We start from the raw sequence: 17016 nt of genomic DNA, 5'->3' as shown, positions 1-17016 counted from the left end.
GATCCCCCGCGGCCGCGCCGATGGGTGTGACGCAGTCCACGCACCCCGGCGGTTTCGTCCGCCCGGCCGGACTGGATGTCGGCCGGTGCGCGCGGGACCGCCGGGTGCGGCCCCCTTCAGGGCGAGCTATCCGGCGCCGTGGGCCGCGGCCGTCTGTGCCGCGGCCTCGCGATCCGGCGCCAACGGATCGGTCACCTCGCCGGTCTCCGTGTCGAGCGGCCCCTGCGCCAGCCGGGTCACCTCAGCGGGGACCGGCAGCGCCAGGCCGGCCGCCGCGCGGAGGCCGGACAGGACGTCGTCTGGCCGTACGGCGGGTGTGGAATGCCGTACAACCAGCCGCAGTATCGCACAGCCGGACGGATCCGGCCCGTTCTCCCCCGATTCCTTCTCCGCCTCGGTCACCGTCAGCTCCAGCACGGCACCCCGGGCGTCGAAGGCGCGCACACCGTTCTTGGTGAGGCGCTCGACCTCCACGTGGGGCCGGGCCAGGAAGGCGCGGACGGCGTCCTCCGCCTCCGGTCGGGTGACCTTCGGCAGGACCAGGCGCCACACCGAGGCTTCGAGCCGGTCGGTGAACCCGGGCGTGTGCGCCTCGACGGCTTCGAGGATGTCGAGCCCGGTCGGCAGTGATTCGTCGAGCAGTGCCCGCAGGGCCTCCGGGTCACGCCGCTCGGCGAGGGCGATCTCCAGGTACTCCGCCTCGCTCGCGGTGCCGGTCGGCGCCGCGCCCGCGAAGGAGATCTTCGGGTGCGGGGTGAACCCGGCGGAGTACGCCATGGGCACCTCGGCCCGGCGCAGCGCGCGCTCGAAGGCACGCTGGAAGTCCCGGTGGCTGGTGAACCGCAGCCGCCCGCGTTTGGTGTGGCGCAGTCGGATGCGCTGCACCACCGGTGCGGGCGGGGGTCCGTCGGGCGTACGGCGTGCCAGTGTCGCTCAGTCCCTCGTGCTGTTCGGATGGGTACGGACGTCGTGTATCAGGTTACGCCGTTACTTCACCACGGTCAGCGGCAGGAGTTTCCGGCCGGTGGGACCGATCTGGATGTCGGTGCCCATCTGCGGGCAGACGCCGCAGTCGAAGCACGGGTCCCAGCGGCAGTCCGGCACCTCGGTCTCGTCGAGGGCGTCCTGCCAGTCCTCCCAGAGCCAGTCCTTGTCCAGCCCCGAGTCGAGGTGGTCCCAGGGCAGGACCTCGTCGTAGCCGCGCTCGCGGGTGGTGTACCAGTCGACGTCCACCGGGGTGTCGGCGAGTTCGCGGGCCGCGCACTCCATCCAGCGGTCGTAGGAGAAGTACTCGCGCCAGCCGTCGAACCGGCCGCCGTCCTGGTACACGGCCTTGATGACCCGCCCCAGGCGGCGGTCGCCGCGGGAGAGCAGGCCCTCGACGATGCCGGGCTTGCCGTCGTGGTAGCGGAAGCCGATGGCCCGGCCGTAGTTGCGGTCGGAGCGGATGGCGTCGCGCAGCTTGGCCAGCCGGGCGTCGGTGGTCTCCGCGTCCAGCTGGGCGGCCCACTGGAAGGGGGTGTGCGGCTTGGGCACGAACCCGCCGATGGAGACGGTGCAGCGGATGTCGCTGCGGCCGGAGACCTCGCGGCCCTTGGCGATGACCTTCTTGGCCATCTCGGCGATCTGCAGCACGTCGTCGTCGGTCTCGGTGGGCAGGCCGCACATGAAGTACAGCTTCACCTGCCGCCAGCCGTTGCCGTAGGCGGTGGCGACGGTGCGGATGAGGTCCTCCTCCGTCACCATCTTGTTGATCACCTTGCGCATCCGCTCGCTGCCGCCCTCGGGGGCGAAGGTGAGGCCGGAGCGGCGGCCGTTGCGGGTGAGCTCGTTGGCGAGGTCGATGTTGAAGGCGTCGACCCGGGTGGAGGGCAGCGACAGGCCGACCTTGTCCTGCTCGTAGCGGTCGGCGAGGCCCTTGGTGATGTCGGCGATCTCGGAGTGGTCGGCGGAGGAGAGCGACAGCAGGCCGACCTCCTCGAAGCCGGTGGCCTTCAGGCCGCGGTCGACCATCTCGCCGATGCCGGTGATGGAGCGCTCCCGCACCGGCCGGGTGATCATGCCGGCCTGGCAGAAGCGGCAGCCGCGGGTGCAGCCGCGGAAGATCTCCACGCTCATCCGCTCGTGCACGGTCTCCGCGAGCGGCACCAGGGGCTGCTTGGGGTAGGGCCACTCGTCGAGGTCCATCACGGTGTGCTTGCGCACCCGCTCGGGAACGCCCTCGCGGTTCGGGGTGACCGCGGCGATGGCCCCGTCGTCGGCGTAGCTGACGTCGTAGAAGCGCGGCACGTAGACCTCGCCGGTGCGGGCGAGCCGCAGCAGGAGCTCGTCCCGGCCGCCGGGGCGGCCCTCGCGCTTCCAGCCCCGGATCAGTTCGGTGATGGTGAGCACCGCCTGCTCGCCGTCGCCGAGCACGGCGGCGTCGAGGAAGTCGGCGACCGGCTCCGGGTTGAATGCGGCGTGGCCGCCGGCGAGCACGATCGGGTCGTCCTCGGTGCGGTCGGCCGCCTCCAGCGGGATGCCGGCGAGGTCCAGGGCGGTGAGCAGGTTGGTGTAGCCGAGCTCGGTGGAGAAGCTGACGCCCAGGACGTCGAAGGCGCGCACCGGCCGGTGGGCGTCCACGGTGAACTGCGGGACGCCGTGCTCCCGCATGAGCTTCTCCAGGTCCGGCCAGACCGAGTAGGTGCGCTCGGCCAGGACGCCCTCGCGCTCGTTGAGGACCTCGTACAGGATCATCACGCCCTGGTTGGGCAGGCCGACCTCGTAGGCGTCGGGGTACATCAGCGCCCAACGGACCTCGGCGGCGTCCCAGTCCTTGACGGTGGAGTTGAGCTCACCGCCGACGTACTGGATCGGCTTGCTGACGTGCGGTAGCAGGGCCTCCAGGCGCGTGAAGACCGACTCGACACTCATGCTGGTGCGCGTCTTTCGTGAGCGGGCGTGGTGACCATCCAGCGTAACCGGTCCCCGGGCCGAACCCCGCCCGCGCGCGCGCCGGGGGCCGGCCACCGCCGTCCGGACCGCGGGCCGGGCGGCGGGTCGCACCCGGATTCAGACGGCGGCCAGCGGCCTGCGGGCCTTTATCGACTGGAGCAGGCCGACGGCGATCCAGACGGCGAACATCGAGGTGCCCCCGTAGCTGACGAACGGCAGCGGCAGGCCGGCCACCGGCATGATGCCGAGGTTCATCCCGATGTTCTCGAACATCTGGAACGCGAACCAGGCCACGATGCCGCCGGCGACGATGGTGCTGTAGAGGTCCTGCGCCTGCCGGGCGATGCGGCAGGCCCGCCACAGCACCACGCCCATCAGCAGCAGGATCGCCATGCCGCCGACGAAGCCGAGCTCCTCCCCCGCCACGGTGAAGACGAAGTCGGTCTGCTGCTCGGGCACGAACTGGCCGGTGGTCTGGGTGCCCTGGAACAGGCCGGTGCCGAACAGGCCGCCGTTGCCGATCGCGATGCGCGCCTGGTTGGTGTTGTAGCCGGCGCCGGAGGGGTCGAGGTCGGGGTTGGCGAAGGCGGCGAAGCGGTTGATCTGGTAGTCGCTGAGCAGGCCGAGCTGCCACACCGCGACCGCCCCGACCACGCCCGCCAGTATCAGCCCCAGCACCCAGCGGTTGGAGGCGCCGGAGGCCAGCAGCACGCCGAGGACGATGGCGACGACCACCATCACCGAGCCGAGGTCCGGCATCATCATGATGATCACGCAGGGCACCACGGCGAGCAGCAGCGACTGCAGCACGGCGCGGCCGGCCGGGTACTCGCGGTCCCCGGCGTCCACCCGGGCGGCGAGCAGCATCGCCATCCCCATGATCACCGTGACCTTGATGAACTCCGCCGGCTGGAGGCTGAAGCCGCCGATCAGCAGCCAGGCGTGGGCCCCGTTGATGGTGGCGCCCAGCGGGGTGAGCACCAGGGCGGTCAGCGCCAGCGACAGCAGGTAGAGCACGGGCACGGCGGCGCGCAGCCGCCGGTGCCCGAACCAGACGACGCCGACCGCCAGGGCCAGGCCGATGGCCAGGTTGACCAGGTGCCGGTAGAAGAACTCTCGGGGGTCGCCGTCGGTCAGCTCGACCCGGTTGCGGGTGGCGGACCACACCAGCAGGCTGCCGAGCAGCGACAGTGCCAGGGCGCTGCCGGTGAGCAGCCAGTCGGTAGTGCGCAGCGGGGAGTCGGCGTCCAGCAGCCGGCGCAGTCCGCCCGGGCGGGCGCCGCGGCCCACCCGGTAGCTGGTGGTCAGGCCGGCGGTCACGTCGTCCTCCCGGGCGGCACCTGGGCGAGCAGGGCCAGGTCGTAGCGGCGTCTGGTCTCCTCGGGCCGGTCGGCGGCCGGGGCCGGCGCTGCGGGCGCGGCGGCCCCGTCGGCCGGGACCACGGCGGCGGCGGCGGCGGTGGCCGGTCCGCCGTCGCCGAGCGGCCGGCCGCCGGCGGGCGACCAGGCGGCCGGTTCGACGATGCCCTGCTCCGCCTCGCCCGCGGCCTCGGTGCCCCGCCCGGAGCCGTCCGCGTCGGCGTCCTGCTCGACGTCCTCCGGGTCGGTGTAGGAGCCGGAGGTGGCCAGCGGGTCGATGGTGCCGTCGTCGTTGACGGTGGGCAGCTGGTCCTGCGGGGCGGGCAGCATCGCCCGGGCGGTGTCGATGCTGCCGTCGGGCTGCACGCCGTACAGCGCGTCGTAGATCTTGCGGACGCTGGGGCCGGAGGTGCCGGAGCCGCTGCCGCCCTGGGAGACGGTCATCACGATGGCGTAGTCCTCGGTGTAGCTGGCGAACCAGGAGCGGGCCTGGCTGCCGGCGACCTCGGCGGTACCGGTCTTCGCGCCGACCGGGATCTCCTCGTGCGGCCAGCCGGCGAAGACGCCGCCGGCGGTGCCCTCCATGGCGGTCCGCCGCAGCCCCTCGTCGAGGTAGTCGATGATGGAGTCGTCCACCGGCAGTTCGCCGTTGGCCTGCGGCTGGATCTCGGTGGCACGGGTGCCGTCGGCGGTGACGGTGGCCTTGCCGACGCTGGGCTGCCACAGGGTGCCGCCGTTGGCGATGGCGGCGTAGATGGTCGCTATCTGCAGCGGCGTCACCTGGAGGTCGCCCTGGCCGATGGAGAAGTTGACGGTGTCGCCGGCCCGGAAGACGTTGCCCTCCAGGCAGTTCTCCCGGTTGAGCCGGACGATGTACGGGTCCTCGTCCTCGTCCGGGTTCTCCGCCTGCTCGCACCAGGTGTCCCGGTTGGCCTCCCAGAACTCCTGCTTCCACTCGCGGGTGGGCACCCGGCCGGCGGACTCCTCGGGGATGTCGATGCCGGTGAGCGAGCCGAGGCCGAACTCCTGCGCCATGGTGTGCATGGGGTCCGCCGGGTCGTCGACCGGGTCGGTGCCGCCGTCGGCCAGCCACATCTCGTACGCCAGCTGGTAGTAGACGGTGTCGCAGGAGTACATCAGCGCCTCGGCGAAGGTGATGGAGCCGCGGTCGCTGGTCTCGTGGTTGCGGAAGGTCTGGCCGCCGATGTTCATCGACGCCGGGCAGGGGTAGGTGCCGTCGCGGTCGTAGCCGGCCTCGATGGACGCGGCGGTGGAGACCACCTTGAACACCGAGCCGGGCGGGGCCAGTCCCTGGGTGGCCCGGTTCAGCAGCGGGACGTTGGCCTCCTCGCTGGTCAGCGCCTCGTAGTCGCGGCTGGAGATGCCGCCGGTCCACACGTTCGGGTCGTAGGTGGGCGCGGAGGCCATGGCGATGATGCGCCCGGTCCTGGTGTCCATCACCACGACGGCCCCGGAGTCGCCCTCGAAGCGGCGGCCGGTGTTGCCGGTGTCGACCTGGCTGCGGGCCCGCTCCAGGGCGTCCATCAGCTGTTCCTCGGCGATCGCCTGGATGCGCGCGTCGATGCTGGTGACCAGGTGCTGGCCGGGGACGGCCGGGGTGGTGCTGGCGGTGCCCATGACCCGGCCGAGGTTGTCCACCTCCAGGCTCTCGATGCCGTCGGTGCCGCGCAGCACGTCGTCGTAGGAGCGCTCCAGGCCCATCCGGCCGATCTGGTCGGCCCGCTGCAGGGTGCCGCCCTCGGCCTCGGACTCCTGGAGCTCCTCGTCGGTGACCGGGGAGAGGTAGCCGAGGACCTGGGCGGCGTTGGCGCCCTCGGGCGCCGGGTAGCGGCGCACCGCGGTGGGCTCGGCGATGATGCCGGGGAAGTCCTCCCGGCGCTCCATGATCTGCAGGGCCTGCTGGGTGGTGGCCTCGTCGGTCACCGGGACGGGCTGGTAGGGGGAGCCGTTCCAGCAGGGCTGCGGGGTCTGCGCGTCGCACAGCCGGATCCGGTTGCGGACGTCCTGCGGGTCCATGCCGAGCACGTCCGCCAGCCGGTCCAGGACGGCGTCCCCGCCGTCCTCCTGCTGGGACAGCTCGGTGCGGTCCACCGAGACCACCAGGGCGGTGCGGTTGTCGGCGAGCGGCAGGCCGTTGGCGTCCAGGATCTGGCCGCGCACGGCCGGGGTGACGATCTCCCGGACGTGCTGCCCGACGGCCTGGGTGCTGTACTCCTCGCCGTTGCGGATCTGCAGGTACCACAGCCGGCCGCCGAGGGTGGCCAGCAGCGAGACCACGATGACCTGCAGGATGACCAGGCGGGTGGTGACCCGCGGGGTGCTGCCGGTGGCCGGGATGTTGGTCACAGCCGCTTCGCCTCCTTGCGCCCCATCCGGCCGACGCGTCCGACGCCGAGCCGGCCGCCCCCGATGCGCCGGCCGCCGAGCCGGACCCGGACCGGTGCGGTGCGCCCGGACCGCCCGGGCCGCCCGGCCAGCGGGGTGGTGCCCGGCACCTGGCCGGCCGCCCCGCCCAGCGAGGGGATGGCGGTCGGGTCGGGCTGGGTGCGGCGGGCCAGCGCCATCACCCACGGCACGACGAACGGCGCCAGCAGCAGGTCGTAGAGCACGGCGGTCAGGATCAGGCCGCCGATGCCGCTCTCGCTGCCGGTCAGCTCGCCCGTGAGGAAGCCGACGCCGGCGTTGAGCGCGGTGGCGACGACCGCCGCGACGCCGACCATCAGGATCGGCCCGACCGGCGAGCGGGCGGCGGAGGCGTCCTGCCGGAACAGGCCGGCGAGGTAGCCCACCAGGCACATCACCAGGGCGAAGCGGCCGGCGGCGTGGTCGGCGGGCGGGGCGAGGTCGGCGAGCAGGCCGGCGCCGAAGCCGATCAGCGAGCCGGCCCGGGGGCCGAGCACCAGCGCCAGCGAGACCACCACGATCAGCAGCAGGTCCGGGACGGCTCCGGGGAGCTGGAGCCGGGCCAGCACGGTGACCTGGAAGACCAGCGACACCACGACGAGCAGGGTGGACAGCACGATCTGTTTGGTGCGCACCGGTCAGTCCCCCTCGTCGGCCCGGACGGGCTCGTCCTCGTCGCCGTCCGCCCCGCCGTCGCCGTCACGGTCGCCCGCCCCGGAGGTGGGGCGCTCGTCCTCCGGTGCCCGGGCGTCGGAAGTGTCCGCGTCGGTCTCCTCCGCCCCGGAGCCGTCCGCGTCGGGCTCCGAGCCGGAATCGGCCGGGTCGGCGTCGGACTCCTCGTCGGAGTCCTCGGCCGGCTCCCGGCCGCCCTGCGGCCGGGCCTGGTTCTGCTGGTCCTCGTCCTGCCGGTCCTCGTCCTGCTGGGCCGGCTCCTGCTGGGCCGGCTCCTGCTCGGCGGGTTCCGGCGGCAGCACCGAGTCGCGGGGATCGGTGCGCGGCGGCTCCACCACCACGCCCACCAGGTCCAGGCTGGTGAAGTTGACGAACGGTTCGACCTCCACCGTGCGGGTGAGCCCGCCCGGGGTGGCCTCCACCGCCACCACCTCGCCCACCGGCACACCCGGGACGAACGGGCGCCCCTCCTGGGAGCCGAAGGTGACCAGCCGGTCGCCGGCCTCCACCTTGGCGTTGCCGTTGAGCAGCTGCAGCTGGATGGGCTGGTCGCCCTGGCCGTTCGCCATGCCGATCTCGTTGGTCCCGGCCATCCGGGTGCCGGCGGTGAAGTCCGGGTCGATGGCGAGCAGCACCGTGGCGGTGGTCGGGCCGACGCTGGTGACCCGGCCGACCAGCCCGTCGCCGTTGATCACCGTCATGTCCGGCGCGATGCCGTCACGCTCGCCCGCGTCGATGGTCACCGTCCAGGAGAAGCCCTGGGCGGCGCCGACGGCCACCACCTGGGCCGGGGTGACGCGGTACCGGCCGGCGCCGGCGGTGCGCAGCAGCGCGTCCAGCTCCGCCACCCGGGTCTGGTCCACCCCGGCGCCCGCGGCCTGCTGGCGCAGCGCCGCGTTCTCCTCGCGCAGCCGCTGGAGCTCCTCCTGGTAGCGGCCGGACTCCCGCACCGCCGAGATGGCGTCGGCCACCGGGTCGACCGCGCCGGCCACCGAGGTCTCCACCGGGCCGAAGACCGCCGCGGCGGCGCTGCGGGCACCGGCGAGCGGCGCCGAGCCGCCCCGCAGGTCGACGGTGATCAGTGCGAACGAGACGGCGACCAACAGCACCAGCAGTAGTCGGCTCTCTCGGGTATCCCTCACGGTGCGCTGCGCGCCTTCCTCGGATGCCTGCTGATCTTTCGCTGGTGACACCGTACGGCGGACGGCTCACCGTTCCCCGCCCGGGGCCGGGGCCGCTCGTCCGATCGGGTCACCGACGCGGCTGGGCGTCCAGCACCTGCTGGAGCGCCTCGAACTCCTCGACGCACTTGCCGGAACCGAGCGCCACCGAGTCCAGCGGGTCCTCGGCGATGTGGATGGGCATGCCGGTCTCCTCGCGGAGCCGCTCGTCCAGCCCGCGCAGCAGGGCGCCGCCGCCGGTGAGCACGATGCCGCGGTCCATGATGTCGCCGGACAGCTCCGGCGGGCACTTGTCCAGGGTGGTCTTGACCGCGTCGACGATGGAGCTGACCGGCTCCTCGATGGCCCGGCGCACCTCCTCGGCGGAGATCACCACGGTCTTGGGCAGCCCGCTGACCAGGTCCCGGCCGCGGATCTCGGTGTGCTCGTCCTCGGCCACGGCGTGCGCGGAGCCGATCGACATCTTGATGTTCTCCGCGCTGCGCTCGCCGAGCAGCAGCGAGTACTCCTTCTTGACGTGCTGGATGATGGCGTTGTCCAGCTCGTCGCCGGCGACCCGGATGGACTGGGCGGTGACGATGCCGCCGAGGGAGATCACGGCGACCTCGGTGGTGCCGCCGCCGATGTCCACCACCATGTTGCCGGTCGCCTCGTGCACCGGCAGGCCGGCCCCGATGGCCGCCGCCATGGGCTCCTCGATGATGTGCACCTGGCGCGCCCCGGCCTGGGTGGACGCCTCGATGACGGCGCGGCGCTCCACCCCGGTGATGCCGCTCGGCACGCACACCACGACCCGGGGCCGGGCCAGGTAGCGGCGGCGGTGGATCTTCAGGATGAAGTAGCGGAGCATCCGCTCGGTGATCTCGAAGTCGGCGATCACGCCGTCCTTGAGCGGGCGGATGGCGACGATGTTGCCGGGCGTACGACCGATCATCTTCTTGGCCTCGGCACCCACCGCGAGGATCCCCCCGGTGTTGGTGTTGATGGCCACCACCGAGGGCTCGTTCAACACGATGCCGCGGCCCCGGACGTACACGAGCGTGTTGGCGGTGCCGAGGTCGACAGCCATGTCACGGCCGATGAACGACATGTTGTTCGCCATGGTGGAACGTGGCCTTCCCGGGCTGGAGGTTGCGGACGGCGGGCGTGGCGGAGGAGGACGGGATCGACCGTCAAGCCGACGGCGGGTCATGGACCTTCCGGGCACGGCCGCGGAACGGGCCGGAGGGGCAGCCGACGCCCTCCTGCGACCGGGACTCCGGCACACCTCGGGCGGCTCGTGCCGCGGGCGGCGGTCGAGACCACCGTGCGGGCACACGGCTCGCCGGCCGTACGACTGGCAGTACACGGGCACTGCCGGTACGACCGGTGGCCGTCAGCCCATGGTAGTCACGACCACCCTTGCGGGGGACAGACGCGCCCTTGCCATTGTCACCGCTGCGCCAGGAGCGTCGACGCATTGGAGACGCTGTGTCGGCCCCCGGTGGTTCCCGCCCGCGTCCGTTCGGGTGACGGCTCCGGCCGGCACCGGGCCAGCCGGCCGGCACACCACCCGAACGGCCCATTCGCCGCGACGGCGGACGCGCCGGCGGTCCTCACCCGCGGGCGGTTCCGGCAGGCGCCGGCCGTCCTGGCGCTCCCCCGGTTCCGGGCACGCCGCGGGGGCGTCCGGCGCGGCCGGACGCCCCTGGCCGCCCGGGGTCAGCGCTCCGGGAAGAAGATCTTGATCTCGCGCTCCGCGGACTCCTCCGAGTCGGAGGCGTGCACCAGGTTCTCCCGCACGATGGTGCCGAAGTCGCCGCGGATGCTGCCCGGACCCGCCTTCAGCGGGTCGGTGGCGCCGGCCAGGACGCGCACGCCCTCGATGACCCGCTCCCCCTCGACGACCATCACCACCGACGGCCCGGACGACATGAACTCCAGCAGCGGGGCGTAGAAGTCGCGGCCCACGTGCTCGGCGTAGTGCTGCTCCAGGGTGGCCCGGTCCAGGGTGCGCAGCTCCAGGGCTGTCAGGGTCCAGCCGGCCTTCCGTTCGATCCGGCCGATGATCTCACCGACGAGGCCCCGGCGGACGGCGTCGGGCTTGGCGATCACGAGGGTGCGCTGCTGGCTCACTGTGCTGTTCTCCCTGGGGAAGGTGTCGGCTGCCTCGGGCCCCGATCCGGTCGTCAGGACGCACGCGTCCGGCGCACCCGCGCGGACGGTCCCGCGTGCCGCGCGGGCCGGGGCCTTCGGGTGTACGAAGACTACTTCCCCCGGGTAACGACCGTTCCCCGAGCCCCGCTCCCGCCGCGTCAGCCGGGCCGCCGACCGGCCGCGAGCGGGCCGCCGGCCACCCGGCCGGCCCACAGGGGCGGCCGGGCCCCGGTCAGGCGGCCGCGCGCTGCGCCCGGATGACGTCGACCTTGCGGCCGTAGTGCACGGCCAGCCACCAGATGACCGCGAACAGGGCGCCGACCAGGAACATCATCGGCACCACGAAGCCGGCCGCGACCAGAGCGGCCTGGAGCCCCCAGCCGACGGGCACGGCCCAGGCGCGGTCCAGGGCGCCGCACAGGGCCACGCAGAGCACCATGGCGACGCCGGTGACGAGCCACAGCGTCGCGCCGGGGATGTCGGTGAGCCGGGAGGCGACCAGGGCCGCGAAGCCGATGACCATGGCCTCGCCGATCAGCGTGCTGGAGCACAGGGTGCGCATGGGGTGCGGTTCCTCCGATGCCGGTGTGCGGCGGGTGCGGGTGCGGGCGTGGGTCAGCGGCGGCCCAGCAGCAGCCGGGCCTCCCCCACGGTGATCACCGATCCGGTGACGATGACTCCGGCGCCGCCGAGGTCGCCCTCGGACTCGGCCAGTTCCACCGCCCGGTCGATGGCGTTGTCCAGCCGGTGCTCGACGTGCACCCGGTCCGGTCCGAACACCTCCTCGGCGATCTCCGCCAGGGCGTCCACCGGCATGGCCCGCCCGGAGGCGTTCCGGGTGACCACGACCTCGGCCAGGATCGGTTCGAACGCCTCCAGGACGCCGCGCACGTCCTTGTCCCCGGAGGGCCCGAGCACGCCGATGAGGCGGGTGAAGGCGAACGCCTCGGACAGCGCCTCGGCGGTGGCCCGGGCGCCGGCCGGGTTGTGGGCGGCGTCCAGCAGCACGGTGGGGCTCGAGCGCACGGCCTCCAGGCGGCCCGGCGAGCTGGCGCCGGCGAACGCGTTCCGGACGGTGTCGAGGTCGAGCGGTTCGGCGCGGGCGGCGCCGACGCCGAAGAACGCCTCCACCGCGGCGAGCGCGCAGGCGGCGTTGTGCGCCTGGTGGGCGCCGTGCAGCGGCAGGAAGACGTCGGGGTACTCGCCGCCGAGTCCGCGGAAGGTGACGAGCTGTCCGCCGACGGCGACGTCGCGGCGGAGCACGCCGAACTCCAGGCCCTCGCGGGCCACCGTGGCGCCGACCTCGGCGGCCCGGCGGAGCAGCACCTCGGCGGCGTCCAGCGGCTGCTGTCCGATCACGGCGACGGCGCCGGGCTTGATCACGCCGGCCTTCTCCACCGCGATCCGGCCGGGCGTGTCGCCGAGGATGCCGGCGTGGTCGACGGCGATCGGGGTGATGACGGAGACGGGGGCCTCGATGACGTTGGTGGCGTCCCAGGAGCCGCCCATGCCCACCTCGACGACGGCGACGTCGACGGGCGCGTCGGCGAAGGCGGCGTAGGCCATGCCGGTGACGATCTCGAAGAAGGTCATCGGCACCGGGTCGGCGCCGGCGGCGTCGGCCTCCTTGGCGCCCGCCGCGTCCACCATGTCGACGTAGGGCTCGATGTCGCGGTAGGTGCTCACGAACCGCTCGGCGTCGATGGGCTCGCCGTCCAGGCTGATCCGCTCGGTGACCGACTCGACGTGCGGGCTGGTGTAGCGCCCGGTGCGCAGCTGGAAGGCGCGGAAGAGCTGGTCGACGAAGCGGGCGGTGCTGGTCTTGCCGTTGGTGCCGGTGATGTGGATGGACGGGTAGGCGCGCTGCGGCTCGCCGAGGACGTCCATGAGGGCCCGGATGCGGTCCAGGGAGGGCGCGATGCGGGTCTCCGGCCAGCGGGCGGCGAGTTCCTCCTCGACGTCCCTCAGCGCCTCCCGCGCCGCCTCCTGCTCGGATTCGACGGGGCGGGCGGAGCCGCCACCGGGACGCTTGGCTGCCTTGTCACTCACCAGCCCAGTCTACGGTGACCACCCGCGGGTGCCGTGGGGCAGGGCCCCGGCCCCGCCCGTGCCGTCGCGCACGGGCGGGGCCGGGCCGGGCTCAGCCGGCCGGCAGGGCGGCCAGCTGCTTGGCGATGCGCTCGATGTCGGCCTCGGCGGTGGCCAGCCGGCCCCGCGCCTTCTCGATCGCCGCCGGGGCGGCCTTGGCCAGGAAGCCCTCGTTGGCCAGCTTGCGGGCGTTCTGGTCACGCTCCTTCTCGGCGGCGGCGAGGTCCTTGGTGAGCCGCTTGCGCTCGGCCTCCACGTCGATGGCGCCGGAGAGGTCGAGTTCGACCGTCACCCCGGCCACCGGCAGCGCGGCGGTGGGGGTGAAGCCCTCGCCCTCCGGCTGCAGGCGCACCAGCGAGCGGATGACCTCCTCGTGGTCCGCGCACGGCGAACCGGCCAGGGTCAGCCGTGCCGGCACCTTCTGCGTGGGCTTGAGGCCCTGGTCGGCGCGGAAGCGGCGGATCTCGGTGATGACCTGCTGCAGCACGGCGATCTCGGCCTCGGCGGCCTCGTCCCGGCGCGCCGGGTCGGCCGTCGGCCACTCGGCCACCACGATCGACTCCCGGCCGGTGAGCGTGGTCCACAGCTCCTCGGTGACGAAGGGCACGATCGGGTGCAGCAGCCGCAGCGTGACGTCGAGGACGTGCCCGAGCACGGCCCGGGTCGCCTCCGCCTCCTCGCCGCCCCGGGCGATGGTCGTCTTGGACAGCTCGACGTACCAGTCGAAGACCTCGTCCCAGGCGAAGTGGAACAGGGTGTCGGAGACCTTGGCGAACTGGAAGTCCTCGTAGTAGGCGTCCGCCTCGGCGACCACCGCGTTCAGCCGGGAGAGGATCCAGCGGTCGGCGGCGCCGAGCCGCTCCGCCGGCGGCACCTCGGTGGCGACGGTGGCGCCGTTCATCAGCGCGAAGCGGGTGGCGTTCCAGATCTTGTTGCAGAAGTTCCGCGAGCCCTGCACCCACTCCTCGCCGATCGGCACGTCGGTGCCGGGGTTGGCGCCCCGGGCGAGGGTGAAGCGGACGGCGTCCGAGCCGTAGGCGTCCATCCAGTCCAGCGGGTTCACCGCGTTGCCGAAGGACTTCGACATCTTCTTGCCGAACTGGTCGCGGACCATGCCGTGCAGCGCGATGGTGCGGAACGGCGGGGTGCCGTCCATGGCGTACAGGCCGAACATCATCATCCGGGCGACCCAGAAGAACAGGATGTCGTAGCCGGTGACCAGCACGGAGGTCGGGTAGAACTTCTCCAGGCTGGGGTTGTCCTCCGGCCAGCCGAGGGTGGAGAACGGCCACAGGCCGGAGGAGAACCAGGTATCGAGGACGTCCGTCTCCTGGTGCCAGCCGGGGCCGGCGGGCGGCTGCTCGTCCGGCCCGACGCAGACCGTCTCGCCGTCCGGGCCGTACCAGACCGGGATGCGGTGGCCCCACCACAGCTGGCGGGAGATGCACCAGTCGTGGAGGTTGTCGACCCAGCCGAAGTAGCGGGACTCCATCTCCTTGGGGTGGATGGCGACCCGGCCGTCGCGGACGGCGTCGCCGGCGGCCTTGGCCAGCGGCTCGACCTTCACCCACCACTGCATGGACAGCCGGGGCTCGATCGTGGTCTTGCAGCGCGAGCAGTGCCCGACGGAGTGCAGGTAGGGGCGCTTCTCCGCGACGATCCGGCCCTCCTCGCGCAGCGCCGCGACGATCGCCGAGCGGGCCTCGAAGCGGTCCAGGCCCTGGAAGGGGCCGTGCGCGGTGATCACGCCGCGCTCGTCGAGGACGGCGAGCGAGGGCAGGCCGTGCCGGCGGCCGATCTCGAAGTCGTTCGGGTCGTGAGCCGGCGTCACCTTGACCGCGCCGGTGCCGAACTCCGGGTCGACGTGCTCGTCGGCGACGATCGGGATCCGGCGGCCGGTCAGCGGCAGCTCGATCTCCCGGCCGATCAGGTGCGCGTACCGCTCGTCCGCCGGGTGCACGGCCACGGCGGTGTCGCCGAGCATGGTCTCGGCGCGGGTGGTGGCGACCACGATGGAGTCGTCGCCGTCGCCGTAGCGGATGGAGACCAGCTCGCCCTCGTCGTCCTGGTACTCCACCTCGATGTCGGAGATGGCGGTCAGGCAGCGCGGGCACCAGTTGATGATGCGCTCGGCGCGGTAGATGAGGCCGTCGTCGTACAGCCGCTTGAAGATGGTCTGGACGGCCCGGGACAGGCCCTCGTCCATGGTGAAGCGCTGCCGGGACCAGTCGACGCCGTCGCCGAGCCGGCGCATCTGGCCGAGGATCTGGCCGCCGGACTCCTCCTTCCACTGCCACACCCGCTCGACGAACGCCTCGCGGCCGAGGTCGTGGCGGGACTTGCCCTCCTTGGCGAGCTCGCGCTCCACGACGTTCTGCGTGGCGATGCCGGCGTGGTCCATGCCGGGCAGCCACAGCGCCTCGTAGCCCTGCATGCGGCGGCGCCGGGTCAGGGCGTCGATCAGGGTGTGCTCGAAGGCGTGGCCGAGGTGGAGCTGGCCGGTGACGTTCGGCGGCGGGATGACGATGGTGAAGGGCGGCTTGTCGCTGGTCTCGTCGGCGGTGAAGTGACCGGCCGCTACCCAGCGCTCGTACAGCCGCGACTCGACGTCGGCGGGGGTGTACTGGGTCGGGAGGGTCGCGGGTGCGCTGGGAGCCGCGGTGGCGGCGCCGAGGCCCGCCTCACGGGGCTGCGTCGGGGTGTTGTCGGTCACGGGGACCAGTCTACGGAAACCGACGGTCCGCCTCGCGCCACCGCCTCGCGGCCTGTGGACAACTCTTCGACCACCGACCCCCCGGGGGCCGGCGGCGCCCAACGGGGCCGGGCGCGTCGGGCCGGGCGCCCCGGCCCGGCCCGGCCGCCGCCGGTCGAGGTCAGGCGCTCTTGTCCCGGCGCTCGCGCTGCACCACCTCGCGCGGCACCAGCGTCGGGTTGACGTGCCGCAGCACCACGTCCCGGGTGATCACCACGCGGGCGACGTCCTTGCGCGAGGGCACCTCGTACATCACCGACTGCAGCACCTCCTCCAGGATGGCGCGCAGGCCGCGCGCGCCGGTGCCGCGCATCAGCGCCTGGTCGGCGACGGCCTCCAGCGCCTCCCGGTCGAAGTCCAGCTCCACCCCGTCCAGCTCGAACAGCCGCTGGTACTGCTTGACCAGGGCGTTCTTCGGCTCGACGAGGATCTGCAGCAGGGCCTCGCGGTCCAGGTTGTGCACCGAGGTGATCACCGGCAGGCGGCCGATGAACTCCGGGATCATGCCGTACTTGACCAGGTCCTCCGGCATCACGTCGGCGAACATGTCGGCCGACGACAGCTCCCGCTTGGAGCGCAGGTTGGCGCCGAAACCGATGCCCTTGGCGCCGGCCCGGCCCTCCACGATCCGCTCCAGGCCGGCGAACGCGCCGCCGACGATGAAGAGCACGTTGGTGGTGTCGATCTGGATGAACTCCTGGTGCGGGTGCTTGCGCCCGCCCTGCGGCGGCACCGAGGCCGTGGTGCCCTCCAGGATCTTCAGCAGGGCCTGCTGCACGCCCTCGCCGGAGACGTCCCGGGTGATCGACGGGTTCTCGCTCTTGCGCGCGACCTTGTCGACCTCGTCGATGTAGATGATGCCGGTCTCGGCCTTCTTGACGTCGTAGTCCGCCGCCTGGATCAGCTTGAGCAGGATGTTCTCGACGTCCTCGCCGACGTAGCCGGCCTCGGTCAGCGCCGTGGCGTCCGCGATGGCGAACGGCACGTTCAGCATCCGGGCCAGGGTCTGGGCGAGCAGGGTCTTGCCGGAGCCGGTCGGGCCGAGCAGCAGGATGTTGGACTTGGCCAGTTCGATGCCGTCGTCCCGCTGGCCGTTCTCACCGGCCTGCACCCGCTTGTAGTGGTTGTAGACGGCCACCGAGAGGGCCTTCTTGGCGGCCTCCTGACCGACCACGTAGCCGTCGAGGAACTCGTAGATCTCCCGGGGCTTGGGGAGCTCCTCGAACCTCACCTCGGAGGTCTCGGCGAGCTCCTCCTCGATGATCTCGTTGCACAGGTCGATGCACTCGTCGCAGATGTACACGCCCGGCCCTGCAATGAGCTTCTTGACCTGCTTCTGGCTCTTGCCGCAGAACGAGCACTTGAGCAGGTCGCCACCGTCACCGATGCGTGCCACGAGGTGCTTCTCCTTCGCCTCGGCCCCCGTCGTGCAGGACCTGGTGCCTGGGGTCGGTCGTCCCGGAAACCATCG

General features: G+C 72.7%; 12 protein-coding genes. All 12 read right to left on the bottom strand.

The window, feature by feature from the left end; translation table 11 throughout:
• Window positions 1–126: 126 nt before the first annotated feature.
• The 12 genes from FHU37_RS18055 to clpX all read right to left on the bottom strand — a co-directional run bounded on the left by FHU37_RS18055 (window position 127) and on the right by clpX (window position 16941).
• On the bottom strand, window positions 127–885 hold the full coding sequence (locus FHU37_RS18055) for a TIGR03936 family radical SAM-associated protein (protein ID WP_179816365.1): 759 nt from the start codon (window positions 883–885) through the stop codon (window positions 127–129).
• A gap of 102 nt (window positions 886–987) precedes the next feature.
• Window positions 988–2913 carry a TIGR03960 family B12-binding radical SAM protein gene (locus FHU37_RS18050; RefSeq protein ID WP_179815186.1) on the bottom strand — a complete coding sequence of 642 codons (1926 nt, stop codon included), beginning with the start codon at window positions 2911–2913 and terminating at the stop codon, window positions 988–990.
• Window positions 2914–3051: 138 nt separating this feature from the next.
• The gene (rodA, locus tag FHU37_RS18045; protein WP_246451013.1) at window positions 3052–4197 is read right to left on the bottom strand and encodes a rod shape-determining protein RodA; all 1146 of its coding nucleotides are present in this window, start codon (window positions 4195–4197) and stop codon (window positions 3052–3054) included.
• A gap of 53 nt (window positions 4198–4250) precedes the next feature.
• Window positions 4251–6659 carry a penicillin-binding protein 2 gene (gene mrdA, locus FHU37_RS18040; protein ID WP_179815185.1) on the bottom strand — a complete coding sequence of 803 codons (2409 nt, stop codon included), beginning with the start codon at window positions 6657–6659 and terminating at the stop codon, window positions 4251–4253.
• Window positions 6656–7351, bottom strand: a complete 696-nt coding sequence (mreD, locus tag FHU37_RS18035) for a rod shape-determining protein MreD (RefSeq protein ID WP_179815184.1) — start codon at window positions 7349–7351, stop codon at window positions 6656–6658. Before mreD ends, mrdA begins: the two co-directional genes overlap by 4 nt.
• A 3-nt stretch (window positions 7352–7354) precedes the next feature.
• On the bottom strand, window positions 7355–8530 hold the full coding sequence (gene mreC / locus FHU37_RS18030) for a rod shape-determining protein MreC (RefSeq protein ID WP_179815183.1): 1176 nt from the start codon (window positions 8528–8530) through the stop codon (window positions 7355–7357).
• 109 nt (window positions 8531–8639) lie between these two features.
• The gene (locus tag FHU37_RS18025; RefSeq protein ID WP_179816363.1) at window positions 8640–9659 is read right to left on the bottom strand and encodes a rod shape-determining protein; all 1020 of its coding nucleotides are present in this window, start codon (window positions 9657–9659) and stop codon (window positions 8640–8642) included.
• Window positions 9660–10270: 611 nt separating this feature from the next.
• Complete coding sequence (ndk, locus tag FHU37_RS18020) at window positions 10271–10684, bottom strand: nucleoside-diphosphate kinase (protein WP_179815182.1); 414 nt, start codon at window positions 10682–10684, stop codon at window positions 10271–10273.
• Between the two features lie 253 nt (window positions 10685–10937).
• A complete protein-coding gene (locus tag FHU37_RS18015) occupies window positions 10938–11267 on the bottom strand; it encodes a DUF4233 domain-containing protein (protein ID WP_179815181.1) in 330 nt (109 codons plus the stop codon).
• Between the two features lie 53 nt (window positions 11268–11320).
• Entirely contained in the window at window positions 11321–12754 is a 1434-nt protein-coding gene (folC, locus tag FHU37_RS18010; RefSeq protein WP_312892659.1) for a bifunctional tetrahydrofolate synthase/dihydrofolate synthase, read from the bottom strand.
• A gap of 91 nt (window positions 12755–12845) precedes the next feature.
• Window positions 12846–15506, bottom strand: a complete 2661-nt coding sequence (locus tag FHU37_RS18005; RefSeq protein WP_179815180.1) for a valine--tRNA ligase — start codon at window positions 15504–15506, stop codon at window positions 12846–12848.
• Window positions 15507–15666: 160 nt separating this feature from the next.
• Window positions 15667–16941: an ATP-dependent Clp protease ATP-binding subunit ClpX gene (gene clpX / locus FHU37_RS18000; protein ID WP_179815179.1), complete on the bottom strand. Its 1275-nt coding sequence runs from the start codon at window positions 16939–16941 to the stop codon at window positions 15667–15669.
• Window positions 16942–17016: the final 75 nt, after the last annotated feature.

Origin of the sequence: Allostreptomyces psammosilenae (assembly GCF_013407765.1) — a bacterium.
Taxonomy (GTDB): Bacteria; Actinomycetota; Actinomycetes; order Streptomycetales; family Streptomycetaceae; genus Allostreptomyces; species Allostreptomyces psammosilenae.
This window is presented reverse-complemented; position numbering and strand designations above follow the sequence as displayed.